This is a genomic window from Gilvimarinus xylanilyticus (assembly GCF_024195295.1).
Taxonomy (GTDB): Bacteria; Pseudomonadota; Gammaproteobacteria; order Pseudomonadales; family Cellvibrionaceae; genus Gilvimarinus; species Gilvimarinus xylanilyticus.
Genome location: NZ_JAMFTH010000008.1, coordinates 1 through 14,330 on the forward strand (window position 1 = coordinate 1; position 14,330 = coordinate 14,330).

The following is a 14,330-nucleotide window of genomic DNA, read 5'->3' on the forward strand; positions in this document are numbered from 1 at the left end:
TCAGCGTTCAGCGTTCAGCGTTCAGCGTTCAGCGTTCAGCGTTCAGCGTTCAGCGTTCAGCGTTCAGCGTTCAGCGTCTGACGTCAGTCCTCCGACCTTCTTGTTCCCAACTCAATACTACTAGACCGCAAATGCAAATCCCGCTGCGGGAAGGGTATTTCCACCCCGGCTTCGCGCAGGGCGTCGTCTATGGACCACAAGTAGTCTGAGGTAACCTGGCTGGGGCGTTTTACCGCATCCGGGGCGACCCATACGCCCAAGGTGAAATTGAGGCTGCTGTCGCCAAAACCGGTCATCCATACCAGGGGTTTGTGTTTGTCATCATCGAGGGTGTAGCTGATTTTCTTGGCTGCCGCGAGTACCGCGTCTTTCACTTTTTGTTTATCGGAGCCATAGGCCACCCCGAACGGGATGCGAAACCGGCGGACGTTTTCTTCCAGGGTCCAGTTAATCACCCGGCCGCTAATAAACTCGGAACTGGGCACCAGAATATCAATATTGTCGTTAGTGCGAATTAACGTGGAGCGCAGGCGAATGGCTTTTACCTCGCCCATTAAGCCCGAGTCCAGCTCCAGAAAATCGCCCACTTTTATCGACTTTTCCAGCAGAATAATAATGCCCGAGACAAAGTTGTTAACAATGGACTGAAGCCCCAGACCAATACCAATACCCAGAGCGCCGCCCACAATCACCAGTTTGTCGAGCTGGAACCCCAACACCGACAGCGCGCCCACAAAGCCCAGCACAATCAAAAAGTAATAGACAATTTTATTGATCGTGTAAATTTGATGGCTGACGGTGGGGTGGCGGTAAAGCGCCAGCCGGGTAATGGCGCGGCTGACGAGCTTGGCAATGACAAATGTCGCGACAATAATAACCAGCGACGCGCACAAGGCGCCGCTGGTGAGAGTGTACTCGCCAACCTTAAGAAGGGTGATGTTTAGCCACTGAGTCATTAAACTTCAACCGGAGTATCTGGGTGGTTACCCCACTCGGCCCAGGAGCCGTGGTACCCCTTAATATCAAACCCTAAAGACTTACCCACCAAATAGGTAAAGCCCGAGCGATGGTGGCTCTGGCAATGAGTGACGATAGGCTTGTCGCCGGTGATGCCTCTGGCCGCCAAATACTCGCGGGCGTCTTCGCGAATTCGCAAACCGCGCGCGCGGTCCATCAGCTCAGTCCATTCCACGTTAATAGCGCCGGGAATATGGCCCGCCTTCTGCGCGACCACTTTCTCGCCGCGATACTCCAGGGGGCCACGGGCGTCCCAAATTTGCAGGTTGTCCGCTTCCAGTCCCGCCAGAATATCGGGTATTTCCACCAGCTGCTCGGGGTCAATTTCTACCTCTACCTCGCCCGTGTTGGGGTCTTCCACCTCTTTGGTGACCGGGTAATCTTCGCCCAGCCAGGCGTGCAGGCCGCCGTTTAAGTAGCTGTAGTTTTTGTGGCCGATGGCATCCAAGGTCCAGATAAACCGGCCCGCCCAGCCGCCACCCTCGTCATCGTAAACTACTACATGAGTGTCGGGTGTGAGGCCCAGGTAAGTAAACAAGCGGTTCAGTTGCTCGACCGGGGCGATACGGCCCGGGGCCGGTGGCCGGTTGCACAGCATCATTTGCGGCGGCACATGGGCGGCGCCCGGAATATGGCCACGGCGGTAATTGTCTTCGCTGGATAAATCCACAATCAACGGCGCCTGCGGGCTGTTTAATAAAGGTAACAGCTGTGCGGGCTCAAGGATTAGGGGTAATGGGGACATATAAGGCAATCCTTTTAAACTAAATCTCTTACAACGGTAATTTCGGCGAATCAGCGGGTTTGGATCATTTGCTAGAGCCTGCCCGGGTGAAGATCTGCCAGTATGCGGCGGTAGCCTGCAAGCCTTCCGGGGCTAATATCGCCATTTTCCAGCGCCTGTAAAATAGCACAGCCGGGCTCAACGGTATGTGAGCAATCGCGGAATTTGCACGCTCCGATAAACGGCCGAAACTCTTTAAAACCCGCCAGTACGTCCTCGGGCTCGATGTGCCAGAGGCCAAACTCGCGAATGCCGGGCGAGTCGATAAGCTCGCCGCCCGTGGGAATATGATACAGCTGAGCGCTGGTGGTGGTGTGGGTGCCGGTTTGCTTTTCGCTTAAATCGCCCACGCGGGAATTCACCTCGGGCAGCAGGGCGTTGACCAGCGACGATTTGCCCACCCCGGATTGCCCCACAAACACACTGGTATAGTGTGCCAAATACTCACGCAGCGGCGCCAGGCCCTGTTCCTGCTTGGCCGAGGCGCGAATCACCTGGTAGCCCAGGCCCTCGTACAGGGTGTGGATCGCCTCCACCTTGGCGCGCTGCTCATCGTCAATTAAATCCACCTTGTTGATCACCAAAGCGGGTTCAATATCAATGGCCTCGGCCGCCACCAAATAGCGGTCAATCAGGTTAAAGTGAGGCTCGGGGTAGGGCGCCAATACAATCACAATCCGGTCGATATTGGCCGCCACGGTTTTCATGGCACCGTAAGGGTCGGGGCGCATCAGTGCGGTATTACGCTCGCTACGGGCGACTACCACCCCATAGGGCTTGCCGTCGCGCCAAGTGACCTTATCGCCGGTCACAAGGCCGCCTAAGTTGCTGCGAAAATGACAGCGCTTGGCGGTGCCGGTGGCGGTGTCCTCCACCATCACCTGGGTGCCGTAGTGAGTCACAATCAAGCCATCCTGCTCAGGCCCCAAATCGCTCTCGCCCAGCGTCTCGTGCGCCTTTTGGTCGCGCTTGGCGACACGCTCTTCGCGCTCCTTCTGAATCTTTTCAATGCGCCACGCCTGGCGGCGGGTCAATTTGCGTTTGCTCAAAAGCAGGCCCCGGTCTGCGGTGTTAACATAGGTATCAGAATCTGATACCGCATTGTAAAGGAAAAACGTCTTATGAGCCCTAGCGTTAACGCCGATAATTTAATCTGGATCGACCTGGAAATGACCGGTCTGGACCCGGACAACGACGTCATCATTGAAATCGCCACCATTGTCACCGACGCCCACCTTAACGTGCTCGCCGAGGGCCCGGTAATGGCGATTCACCAGCCGGATTCAATTCTGGACGGGATGGACGAGTGGAACACCAATCAACACGGCAAATCCGGCCTGACCCAGCGGGTCAAAGACTCCACCGTCACCTTGGCCCAGGCCGAAGCCGACACCATCGCCTTTCTGGAGCGGTGGGTACCCGCCGGTAAATCCCCCATCTGCGGTAACTCCATCTGCCAGGACCGCCGCTTCCTCGCCCGCGGCATGCCTAATCTTGAGCGCTACTTCCACTACCGTAACCTGGACGTCAGCACCCTAAAAGAACTCGCCCGCCGCTGGAAGCCCGAGGCGCTGGAAGGGTTTAAAAAGTCCGGCGCGCACTTGGCGTTGGATGATATTAAGGACTCGATTGCGGAGTTGGTGCATTATCGCGAGACGTTTATTGATTTGGGTGAGTAGAGAGGTAGAACGGTGTCCGGGGAATGGGTAACGGCGCCCCTAAATCGGTTGCAGTGAAAACATACTCAGGGGCGAGGTTTTGACGTGAAGGGAATCTTCATGCCGATTGCACATGAACCGCTGCGTTACTATGTCCCGAAAAAGTAAATCGCAGCTCTGATAGTACGAGTTTATAACGAGTCCGCCACCGGCGGTCAAAACCTTTTAACCAAAAAGGCGAGTGATAATGCCTAATCCATTTGAAAACCTAGAATGCTTAACCTTAGAAAACCCCAATGCCGGGGAAAGTGATGCCTGTGTAATATGGCTTCACGGATTAGGGGCCAGTTGTAACGACTTTGCCAACTTGTTGCCCGAGCTTAACCTGACGCCGGGGGCGCGGATTCGGTTTGTGTTCCCCCAAGCGCCGACCATGCCGGTCAGTGTGAATAACGGTTATCAAATGCCCGCTTGGTACGATCTGTTAAGTCTGGATGTGGATCGTAAGTTTAACGCTGAGCATTTAAAACAGGCGAGTGCGGCAATTGATGAGATTATTGATGAGCAGGTTGAGGCGGGTATATCCAGTCAGCGTATTTTAATAGCGGGTTTTTCTCAGGGCGGCGCGGTGGCCTATGATGTCGCTTTGAATAACATTAAACCACTGGCCGGACTGATGGCCTTGTCCACGTATTTTGCCACCAGCGATAGCTGCCGTTTCGCGGCTGAAAACAAAGACATCCCTATTTCGGTGCAGCATGGTACGCAAGATAATGTAGTACTGCCCGAGTTGGCTGACCGCGCGGAGGCGGCGCTTGAAGCGCAAGGTTATCGCTTTGATGCCCATCGCTACCCAATGGCCCATGAAGTGTGTCGTGAGCAGATTGTGGATATTAGTGCGTTTATCAACCGCTGTTTGCCATTGGTGGATTAACCGAGGTCCGACCCCCTTATTGCTTCTTGGCTTCCTGGCGGGTGCGCACATTTTCTAAGATGGCTTTAAGTTCGCTCTCGGCCCATTGCTTGGCTTCAGCTTCGCTGGCAAACCCATCTTGGACTTTAGAGGTAACGGTTTTTCGGGCGCTGGCGCGGCGGGTAATCTCAGCGCTCCAGCTGCCATTGGATTCGCTCACGCGATAGTCAAACTTTTTGCCTGTGGCCATAGTGAAAACCTCTGTGAACGCCCGTGGCGTTAGTGAATGAGGGGCGCGGTTTACGCCGGGTGCGCGCATTATGCACGCATGGCGCCTAGATACAATGCTTCGGTTGCTTTCACTCGCCCGCTAGGCCAGGCACTGCATCCAAAAGGCCAATTCAGTCGTAACCAATAGGTGTTGAGAGATTGTGAGAGGCTTATGCTAAAAGCTTGGTTGTGGGGTATTGGTAGCGCGGTTTTATTGACCGGTTGCGGTGGTCAATCATCTAGTTCCGCGCCAGTCACAAGCTCGAGCTCCAGTCTTGCGACAATATCCTCGTCGTCGGTGTCGTCGGTGCCGGTCACCCCGCCAGAGGAGTCCGAGCTGACGGTTAAGCAAATCTCGTGGGGTGATCGCAGCTCCCAGTTTGGCAATCTGTATTTACCGCAAAAGACCGAGCGCACATCTTTGCCGGTCGTGGTGATGATTCACGGCGGTTGCTGGCGCGAGCCCTATGGACTGGAGTTACAAGATGCATTATCCCGCGCCCTGGCGGCGCGTGATTTGGCGGTGTGGAATATCGAGTATCGCCGTCTGGGTGGGGGTGGTGAATGGCCCGCATTGTTTCAGGATGTCGCCAGTGCCACTGATTATTTACCGCAGCTTGCCGTCGATTATCCGTTAGACACCTCCAGGGTGGTGAGTATGGGGCACAGCGCCGGTGGGCACTTGGCCCTGTGGCTGGCCAGCCGCGAAAATATCGATGCCATCAGTCCACTTTACCGTTCAAATCCTCAGCTCGTCGCAGGTGCGATCAGCCTCGCGGGTGTGGCCGATCTGGAAGCCCCGGCCTGTGGCGACAGCGCTCGACGATTAATCGATGCGCAAGCGCTTAGCCCCGGTGCCTTACAGTACCGGCTGAGCAATACATCGCCCATAAATATGCTGCCGACAGGTGTTCCCACGGTTTTATTTAGCGGGACACGGGATGGCATTGTGGTCTCGTCTATTTCCGAGGCTTATGTCGATGCCGCCATAAAAGCTGGCGATACCAGTGAGCATTTACCGATAACGGGCGCGGATCACTTTGATCTGATCGATCCGCTGTTTATGGATGTAACTCTCTTGGCGGATACGGTTGAATCCATGGTCGAGTAGTCCCTCATCTGCAGGGCGCGTTTGCTAATCTCACGCCTGCCGTCGATAATAGCGGCCCATTTACGCCGAGATAACGCTATGTCTTTCCCGCCCTGTTCTCAATGCAACTCCGAATTTGTCTACCAAGATCAAGCCTTACTGGTTTGCCCCGAGTGCGGTCACGAATGGTCCGCCAATACCGAAAGTGAGGCTGAAGAAGAAACGTTTGTGCGCGACGCCAACGGCAACAAATTAGTGGAAGGCGATAGTGCTACCTTGGCAAAAGATCTAAAGGTAAAAGGCACCTCGGAGGTGTTAAAGGTCGGAACCAAAATCACCATTAAGCGTATTGTCGACGGCGATCACAATATCGACTGCAAGCTCGCCAAAGGCGGCGATATGATGCTGAAAAGTGAGTTTGTGAAAAAAGCTTAATTTGTTTTTTGGTTGAAACAAAAAACGGGGAGCAGACTGCTCCCCGTTTTTTATGCTCGCTGTGCAGCGTTCAGCGTTCAGCGTTCAGCGAACGTTTCCCGTTCCCCAAACACCGTTTTCCGCAACTTACACGTCGTAAGTAGTCGACGCCGTATCCCCACCGCGACCGGTCCAGTTGGTGTGGAAGAACTCACCGCGTGGTTTATCTAAGCGCTCGTAGGTGTGGGCGCCGAAGTAGTCGCGCTGCGCCTGCAGTAAGTTGGCGGGCAAGCGTTCGGTGCGGTAGCCGTCAAAGTAGTTCAGTGCGGCGGTTAGGCAGGGCACCGGAACGCCGTTGGTGATGGCAGTGGCCGCAACATTGCGCCAGCCTTGCTGCGAATTAACCACAACTTCTTTAAAGTAGTCGTCCAGCAGCAGGTTGTTAAGTTCTGGGTTTTTATCAAAGGCTTTTTTGATGTCGCCCAAAAATGCCGAGCGGATAATACAGCCGCCGCGCCACATCAGGGCGATGCCGCCGTAGTTCAGGTTCCAGCCAAACTCTTTTGCCGCTTCGCGCATCAGGGTGTAGCCCTGGGCGTAGGAAACGATTTTGGCGGCCAGTACCGCCTGACGCAGATCTTCAATAAAGGCTTCTTTGTCGCCGGTGAAGTTTTTGGCCGGGCCGCTCAGCACTTTAGAGGCTTCCACGCGCTCGTCTTTCAGCGCAGAGATGCAGCGTGCGAATACCGATTCGGCGATCAGCGTGAGGGGCACACCAAAGTCCAGCGCGACTACGCCGGTCCATTTGCCGGTGCCTTTTTGTCCGGCCGTATCCAGGATTTTCTCAACCAGCGGCTCGCCGTCTTCGTCTTTAAACGCCATGATGTCGCGGCTGATTTCTACCAGGTAGGAATCCAGCTCGGTGTTGTTCCAGGCGGCGAAGACTTCGTGAATCTCGTCGGCGCTCATACCCAGCAGTTCTTTCATAATCTGGTAGGCTTCACACAAAAGCTGCATGTCGCCGTACTCGATGCCGTTGTGCACCATTTTTACGAAGTGGCCAGCGCCGTTTTCGCCTACCCAGTCACAGCAAGGTGAGCCGTCCTCAACTTTTGCCGCAATGCCTTGGAAGATAGGCTTAACGTATTCCCAGGCTTCGGGGGCTCCGCCGGGCATAATGGATGGGCCGATCAGGGCGCCTTCTTCACCACCGGATACGCCGGCACCGATAAAGTGAAGGCCTTTCTCGCGCAGATACTCTACGCGACGGTTAGTGTCGGGGAAGTGGGTGTTGCCACCGTCGATGATGATGTCGCCCTTGTCCAGGTGCGGGATCAGTTGCTCAATAAAAGCATCCACCGGGGCACCGGCTTTAACCATCAGCATAATTTTGCGAGGTTTTTCCAGCGAGTTCACCAGCTCTTCAATCGACTCGGCGCCGCGAATGTTTTTACCCTTCGCGCGGCCCTCAATAAAGTTAGTGACCTTCTCCACAGAGCGGTTATACGCCGTAACTGTGAAGCCTTTGCTTTCCATGTTGAGGATAAGGTTCTCACCCATAACGGCGAGACCGACCAAACCGATATCAGACAGTGTTTTCATAGCAAACCGTACTTTTTGTCAGTGATTTGAGAGGAAGCTGTTTTGGAGCTTGTGTAACCGGTTATCACCGCGTCATTCTTTCTGGGCATTGGCGGTGCCGGTTTCAGCGGGCGGCAATTGTACCTGAAATTGCGCTAATTTGCGCGCTGCGAGGTGATTTTAATTCTCAATTGGGTCAATAGTGCCGCTAACGGGCGTTAGCGTGGGGGTTCTTGATTTTGCGCTTGCGGCGCCTGTTGGGGCGCGCCTGCTGCGCCAGGGCCCACTGGATATGTTCATTGACGAGTTCGCCGTGTTGCCCCAGACGGGCCTGCAGGGCGTCGATAATGTCTGGACGAGTGGGAGCATTGCCCAGGCCCACCGCTAAGTTGCGCAGCCAGCGCTGGTAGCCAATACGGCGGATCGCCGAGCCCTCAGTGTTTTTGAGAAATTCCGCCTCACTCCATTTGAACAGGGTTAACAGGTCGCTGTTGTCCAGTCCGTGGCGGGGTAAAAAGTCGGTCTCGCAGGTGGGTTTGGCGTATTTGTTCCAGGGGCAGATGGCCTGGCAGTCATCGCAGCCGAACACCCGGTTGCCCATGGGTTCGCGAAACTCCTCGGGGATGGCGCCTTTGAGCTCAATCGTCAGGTACGAAATACAGCGCCGTGCGTCCAGAGTGTAGGGCTCTGGGAAGGCGTCGGTGGGGCACACCTTTAAGCAGGCGGTGCATTCACCGCAGCGGTTGGGTTGCTCGCTTTTATCGATGGGCAGGGGTAAGTAGGTAAACAGCTCCCCCAGAAAAAACCAGCTGCCGGCGCTGTCGTTAAGAATCAGCGTATGCTTGCCGGTCCAGCCCAGGCCTGCTTTATCGGCCAGCGGGCGCTCCAGTACCGGGGCGCTGTCCACAAAGGGGCGCATTTGTCGCTCGCCGTTGGGTTTGAGTTCATCGGGCAGTGCGTTTTCGATTTTTTTAGCGAGCGTTGCCAAGCGTTTGCGAATTAATTTGTGGTAGTCGCGCCCCAGGGCGTAGCGCGAGACATAGGCTTTGTCGGCATCTTTTAATACTTTGATTTGTGCGGTATCGCCGGGCAAATAGTCCAGGCGCGCCGAAATCACCCGCGCGGTGCCGGGCACCAATTCGGCGGGGCGTGAGCGTTTATTGCCGTGTTCGCCCATCCACTGCATCTCACCCTGGTAGCCCTTGGCTAGCCACTCTTGCAGGCCGGGCTCGTGGGCGGACAGGTCGGCATCGGTTATGCCAATCTGCTGGAAGCCCAGTTCGCGCCCCCAGCGCTTAATGTCGCGGGCCAGTTGGTGGTAGTCAAAGTCGCTCAAGCGATCTCCGGTTGGGTGTCGTGGATCAAAGTCCTTATAATACCTGTCATATACACTCAGATCACACACCGGACGTTTTTATGACCGCCAAGCAGTTGTACACCGCCGCCCAGGTTCGCGCCCTAGACAGCGCCTTTATTGCCTCGGGCACCCCGGCGACCCAATTAATGAAGCGCGCCGGGCGCGCCGCCTTTGAAGCCCTACTGGAACGCTGGAGTCACCCCGAAGAGATTACCGTGTACTGCGGTAGCGGCAATAACGCCGGCGATGGCTTTGTCGTAGCCGCACTGGCCGCTGCCCAGCGCATTCCGGTGAACGTGGTGCTCTTGGGCGATGAGGAAAAGTTTAGTGAGGCCGCTCAGGCCGCCTACCAGTACGCCCGCCAAGAGGGGGTGATTGTGATGCCGCCGGGCCCCGCGCCCACCAGCGGGGTCATCGTTGACGCGCTTTTAGGTACCGGAATCAGTGGGGAAGTCCGCCCCGAGTACCGTCAGGTTATCGAGCAAATCAACGCCAGTGGCCTGCCGGTGGTGGCGCTGGATATCCCCTCGGGCCTCAATGCCGATACCGGCGCCGAGTGCGGCCTGGCGGTAAAAGCGGGGCTGACGGTCAGCTTTATTGGTTTAAAGCGCGGTCTGCTGACAGGGCGCGGTCCGGCCCTGTGCGGCGAGCTGGTGTTTGATGATTTGGGTGCCCCAGAATTTATTTACGAGCAGGTGCAAAGCGATATCACCTGGCCCGAGTACGCCGAGTTACGTGCGCGTTTGCCCGCGCGCGAGGCGGATGCCCACAAAGGGCATTTTGGTCATGTCATGGTTATTGGCGGCGACACCGGTCGCGGCGGAGCAGCGCTTATGGCCGCCGAGGCCGCGGCCCGCACCGGCGCCGGCTTGGTTAGCCTGGCTACCCGGCCCGAGCATGTGGGCGCCGCTTTAGCGCGCCGCCCCGAGGTGATGACTTGCGGGGTGATTTCGGGGCAAGAGTTGGAGCCCTGGCTCGAGCGCCCCTCGGTACTGGTGGTGGGGCCGGGTTTGGGCGACTCGCCCTGGTCCGAGCAAATGCTGCAACAGGCACTGGCCAGTGGCTTGCCCCTGGTGTTGGATGCCGACGCGCTCAATTTGATCGCTGCCGGTCGTTTATGGCGCGAGGGCGATACCCGCGATAACTGGATTTTAACTCCTCATCCCGGCGAGGCAGGGCGGTTGTTAAAAACTGACACCGCCTCGGTCCAGCAAGATCGCTTTGCTGCCGTGCAGCAACTGCAACAAAATTATGGCGGCGCGGTCATTTTAAAAGGCGCGGGCTCGCTGGTGGCTGCGGCTGATACGCCTGTGCAGATAATCACCGCCGGTAACCCGGGCATGGCCTCGGGCGGTATGGGCGATGTGCTCAGTGGGATTTTAGGTGCATTGCTGGCGCAAAAAATGAGTCCCGCCGATGCCGCCGCCCTGGGCGCCAGCCTGCACGCTCACGCCGCCGACTTGGCCGTCGAAGAGCACGGCCAGGTGAGTTTGCTGGCCACCGATTTACTGGATTATCTGGGAGCATTGCTGGGTGACTGAGTGGTCCACTTTTTTACCGGATGAATCTGCCACCGTGGCTGCCGGTGCACGCCTGGGGCGCGCCATGGGGGCGGGGGGTGATTTGCTCACGGTTCATTTGTGCGGCGATTTGGGCGCGGGTAAAACCACTTTTACGCGCGGGGTGTTGTCGTACTTTGGCCATTCAGGTGCGGTTAAAAGTCCCACTTATACCCTGGTAGAAGTTTACGAGCTGCCCGCTCGCACGGTGTATCACTTTGACCTCTACCGCCTGGGCGACCCCGAAGAGCTGGAATATATGGGTATCCGCGATTATTTTGTTCCCGGCAGCGTCAGTTTGATCGAATGGCCCAGTCGGGGCGAGGGCGTGCTGCCGCCGCCGGATCTGGTGGCGACGCTCAAGGTGCAAGATGGCGGCCGAATTGTTAAGCTAGAGGCCAGCTCTGATGCGGGCGCTGCGCTGATTGAGCGAATAAAAACAGATGAATGAGCTGAAACATCTATGGCCCCAGCCAGTATGAAAAAAGGCGTTTGCGTTCTGCTGCTCGGCCTTGTGCTTCTGAGCGGTCTCGCCGGGGCTGCTACTCAGGTCGAGGGTGTGCGTCTGTGGCGCGCGCCGGATCACACCCGCTTGGTGTTCGATTTATCCGATGCCGCCGAACACACTCTGTTTACTCTGGAGGGGCCAGAGCGGGTCGTGATTGATGTCAGTAATACCCGCTTTAAGGCCGATTTTGCCTCGCTTAATTTAAGCGAAACCCCGATTAAAAATATTCGCCATTCACCGCGCAACGGCACCGACCTGCGGGTGGTGCTGGATTTAGCCGTCAAGGTTAACCCCGACAGTTTCTTTTTGCATCGCCAGGCGGGCTCGTCGGATCGCTTGGTGGTGGATTTAAAAGATTTGCAGCCCAAGCCCGAACAGGGGCCGCCGCCGGTTACGGTGCCCGAGGTGGAGGGCAGCAAGCGGGATATTATTATCGCTATTGATGCCGGTCACGGCGGCGAAGACCCGGGTGCCCTGGGGCCAAACGGTCTGCGCGAAAAAGACGTAGTCATGGCGATATCCAAATCGCTGGTGGATAAGTTGAACGCCCAGCCGGGTTACACCGCTAAACTGGTGCGCACCGGCGATTACTATGTAGCCCTGCGCGAGCGCCGCAATATCGCCCGGCGGATGCAGGCGGACCTGTTTATGTCGATTCACGCCGATGCCTTTACCAAACCCTCGGCTCGAGGCGCGTCGGTATTCGCTCTGTCTAACAGCGGCGCCACCAGTGAAATGGCCCGCTTTCTCGCCCAGCGCGAGAACGAATCGGATTTGATTGGCGGGGTAGGTAGTGTCAGCTTAGAGGACAAGGACGAAGTGCTGGCCGGTGTGCTGGTGGATTTGTCCATGACTGCCACCCTGGGGGCCAGTTTGCAGGTCGGTGACTATGTGCTCAAATCCATGGGGCAGATGGCGCATCTGCATAAACACCAAGTTGAGCAGGCGGGTTTTGCGGTGCTTAAATCCCCCGATGTGCCGTCCATTTTGGTGGAGACGGGATTTATCTCTAACCCCACCGAGGCGAAAAACCTGGGCAGTCGCAACTATCGCAATAAACTTGCCGATCAGTTGGTCTCGGGGGTAAAGCAGTATTTTTATCAGCATCCCCCAGCGGGTACTTTGCTGGCCTGGAAAAAACAAAACGGCGGTGTCGAGACCGAGTACACCATTGGCCGGGGCGACACCTTGAGCGAGATTGCCAAGCGCTTTAACATCAGTGTCAGTCGCCTGCGCCAGCACAACGGCCTGGATAATCATGTAATTCAGGTGGGACAGGTGCTGCGCATCCCAACCTCTTAAAATCAGAAGTATTCATGTCAAAAATTAAGCTGTTAAGCCCGCGCCTCGCCAACCAAATTGCCGCTGGTGAGGTGGTCGAGCGTCCCTCGTCGGTCATTAAAGAGCTGTTGGAAAACAGTCTGGACGCCGGCGCCACCCGCTTGGAGGTGGATGTTGAGGACGGCGGGGTAAAGCTGATGCGGGTGCGCGACAATGGTTCGGGCATTGATAAAGAAGACCTGGCCATGGCCCTGTCGCGTCACGCCACCAGCAAAATTACCGATCTGGATGATCTAGAGGCTGTGGCGACCCTGGGGTTTCGCGGCGAGGCGCTGGCCAGTATCAGCTCGGTGGCGCGTCTGGCGCTCACCAGTGCGACCGACGAGTCGGGGGCGGGCTGGCAGGTAACTGCCGCCGGGCGCGATATGGAAACCGAGATGGCGCCCGCGCCTCACCCACAGGGCGCGACGGTAGAGGTACGCGACCTGTTTTTTAACACCCCCGCCCGACGCAAATTTTTGCGCACCGAAAAAACCGAATTTAACCATTTGGAAGATGTGGTTAAGCGCCTCGCCCTGTCGCGCTACGATGTGACTTTTAGCCTGCGCCACAACGGTCGAGCGATTCACAATTGGCGCGGCGCCGCCAGTCAGCCCGAGCGCGAGCGCCGGGTGGCCCAGGTGTGCGGCCCGGCGTTTATGGATAATGCCGTGCATCTGGATATCGAGCGCAGTGGCTTGAGGCTGTGGGGCTGGGTCGCACTGCCGACCTTTTCCCGCTCGCAAGCCGATTTGCAGCACTTTTACGTTAATGGTCGCTCTATTCGCGACAAGCTGGTGAGCCACGCGGTGCGCCAGGCGTATCAGGATGTGCTCTACCACGGCCGCCACCCGGCGTTTGTGTTGTATCTTGAGGTGGATCCGGCCACGGTGGATGTGAATGTGCACCCCACCAAGCACGAAGTGCGGTTTCGCGACGGCCGCACGGTGCACAATTTTATTTTCAGCTCGCTGCACCACGCGCTGGCCGAAGTCTCTCCCGGCGAGCGGCTGGATCATCAGGCGCAGCAGCAGTATCAGCGCCCGCGCGACGATGCGCCGGGGCAAATGTCACAGCAGGCGCCCATGGCTTTGGCGGGCGCCTCGGCAGGCGCCGAGCGGCCTAGCGGCGACTGGCGGCAAAATTATTTTCCCGCCGCTATGCAGGCTTCTCAGGAAGCTGCGGTGGCCGAGGCGCCGCCCCCTCAGGCGTATCCGCCCCAAAGCGCCGGATCGCGTCCGGTCATGGCGGATTTATCGGCGGGCGAGGGTGAAATTCCACCGCTGGGGTTTGCCATTGCTCAGCTGAAAGGCATTTATATCCTGGCGGAAAATGCCCAGGGGCTGATTATTGTGGATATGCACGCGGCCCACGAGCGCATCACCTACGAGCGAATGAAGACGGCATTTTCCGGGGGCAGCATTCAGGCGCAGCCGCTCCTGGTGCCGGTGACGCTCGCCGTCAGTGAAAAAGAAGCCGCCTGCGCCGAAGAGCACCCGGAGACCTTCGCCACCCTGGGTTTCGAGGTGCAGCGCGCCGGGCCCGAATCGCTGCTGATTCGCCAAATTCCCTCTATTTTGCACGGCGCCAAGGTGGACCAGCTGGTGCGCGACGTGCTGGCCGATTTGATTGAGCACGGCACCAGCGAGCGTTTGGCGCACCATGTGAATGAAATTCTCTCGACCATGGCCTGTCACGGCTCGGTGCGGGCCAACCGCAAGTTGACCATTGCCGAAATGAACGCCCTGCTGCGGGATATGGAAGCCACCGAGCGCAGTGGCCAGTGCAATCACGGTCGTCCCACCTGGACCCTGCAGTCGCTGGACGAGCTGGACAAGCTCTTTATGCGCGGGCAATAG

Annotated in this window: 14 protein-coding genes; 8 read left to right on the forward strand and 6 right to left on the reverse strand. The window is 57.2% G+C overall.

All coding sequences use genetic code 11. From position 1 onward, the window contains the following. Positions 1 to 83 precede the first annotated feature (83 nt). The 3 genes from M6D89_RS16460 to rsgA form a co-directional block, all read right to left on the reverse strand. A complete protein-coding gene (locus tag M6D89_RS16460; RefSeq protein WP_253969186.1) occupies positions 84 to 956 on the reverse strand; it encodes a mechanosensitive ion channel family protein in 873 nt (290 codons plus the stop codon). Continuing rightward, on the reverse strand, positions 956 to 1,762 hold the full coding sequence (locus M6D89_RS16465) for a sulfurtransferase (RefSeq protein WP_272496047.1): 807 nt from the start codon (positions 1,760 to 1,762) through the stop codon (positions 956 to 958). The genes M6D89_RS16460 and M6D89_RS16465 overlap by 1 nt, the downstream gene beginning before the upstream one ends. Positions 1,763 to 1,833: 71 nt before the next feature. Continuing rightward, entirely contained in the window at positions 1,834 to 2,850 is a 1,017-nt protein-coding gene (rsgA, locus tag M6D89_RS16470; protein ID WP_253969188.1) for a small ribosomal subunit biogenesis GTPase RsgA, read from the reverse strand. A gap of 72 nt (positions 2,851 to 2,922) precedes the next feature. Between rsgA and orn the strand changes: the two genes are divergently transcribed. Further along, complete coding sequence (gene orn / locus M6D89_RS16475) at positions 2,923 to 3,480, forward strand: oligoribonuclease (RefSeq protein WP_253969189.1); 558 nt, start codon at positions 2,923 to 2,925, stop codon at positions 3,478 to 3,480. Positions 3,481 to 3,706: 226 nt separating this feature from the next. After that, entirely contained in the window at positions 3,707 to 4,393 is a 687-nt protein-coding gene (locus tag M6D89_RS16480; RefSeq protein WP_253969190.1) for an alpha/beta hydrolase, read from the forward strand. A gap of 16 nt (positions 4,394 to 4,409) precedes the next feature. Here the strand turns inward: M6D89_RS16480 and M6D89_RS16485 are convergent, their stop codons facing one another. Then, positions 4,410 to 4,622 (reverse strand): DUF3622 domain-containing protein, encoded by a 213-nt coding sequence (locus M6D89_RS16485; protein WP_253969191.1) that lies wholly within the window; start codon positions 4,620 to 4,622, stop codon positions 4,410 to 4,412. Positions 4,623 to 4,814: 192 nt separating this feature from the next. Between M6D89_RS16485 and M6D89_RS16490 the strand changes: the two genes are divergently transcribed. Continuing rightward, complete coding sequence (locus M6D89_RS16490; RefSeq protein WP_253969192.1) at positions 4,815 to 5,753, forward strand: alpha/beta hydrolase; 939 nt, start codon at positions 4,815 to 4,817, stop codon at positions 5,751 to 5,753. 78 nt (positions 5,754 to 5,831) lie between these two features. Beyond that, positions 5,832 to 6,167 carry a zinc ribbon domain-containing protein YjdM gene (locus tag M6D89_RS16495; protein WP_253969193.1) on the forward strand — a complete coding sequence of 112 codons (336 nt, stop codon included), beginning with the start codon at positions 5,832 to 5,834 and terminating at the stop codon, positions 6,165 to 6,167. 126 nt (positions 6,168 to 6,293) lie between these two features. Here the strand turns inward: M6D89_RS16495 and gnd are convergent, their stop codons facing one another. Next, positions 6,294 to 7,748: a decarboxylating NADP(+)-dependent phosphogluconate dehydrogenase gene (gene gnd / locus M6D89_RS16500; RefSeq protein ID WP_253969194.1), complete on the reverse strand. Its 1,455-nt coding sequence runs from the start codon at positions 7,746 to 7,748 to the stop codon at positions 6,294 to 6,296. A gap of 187 nt (positions 7,749 to 7,935) precedes the next feature. Then, a complete protein-coding gene (queG, locus tag M6D89_RS16505) occupies positions 7,936 to 9,063 on the reverse strand; it encodes a tRNA epoxyqueuosine(34) reductase QueG (protein ID WP_253969195.1) in 1,128 nt (375 codons plus the stop codon). 80 nt (positions 9,064 to 9,143) lie between these two features. On the opposite strand from queG, the gene M6D89_RS16510 reads away from it, so the two are divergent. Genes M6D89_RS16510 through mutL form a run of 4 tightly spaced genes read left to right on the forward strand, consistent with a single transcriptional unit; the run spans position 9,144 to position 14,330 of the window. Beyond that, positions 9,144 to 10,625 (forward strand): NAD(P)H-hydrate dehydratase, encoded by a 1,482-nt coding sequence (locus M6D89_RS16510; protein WP_253969196.1) that lies wholly within the window; start codon positions 9,144 to 9,146, stop codon positions 10,623 to 10,625. Further along, a complete protein-coding gene (gene tsaE / locus M6D89_RS16515; protein WP_253969197.1) occupies positions 10,618 to 11,094 on the forward strand; it encodes a tRNA (adenosine(37)-N6)-threonylcarbamoyltransferase complex ATPase subunit type 1 TsaE in 477 nt (158 codons plus the stop codon). Before M6D89_RS16510 ends, tsaE begins: the two co-directional genes overlap by 8 nt. 12 nt (positions 11,095 to 11,106) lie before the next feature. Continuing rightward, the gene (locus M6D89_RS16520; protein ID WP_272496048.1) at positions 11,107 to 12,453 is read left to right on the forward strand and encodes an N-acetylmuramoyl-L-alanine amidase; all 1,347 of its coding nucleotides are present in this window, start codon (positions 11,107 to 11,109) and stop codon (positions 12,451 to 12,453) included. 14 nt (positions 12,454 to 12,467) lie between these two features. Continuing rightward, positions 12,468 to 14,330: a DNA mismatch repair endonuclease MutL gene (gene mutL, locus M6D89_RS16525; RefSeq protein ID WP_253969198.1), complete on the forward strand. Its 1,863-nt coding sequence runs from the start codon at positions 12,468 to 12,470 to the stop codon at positions 14,328 to 14,330.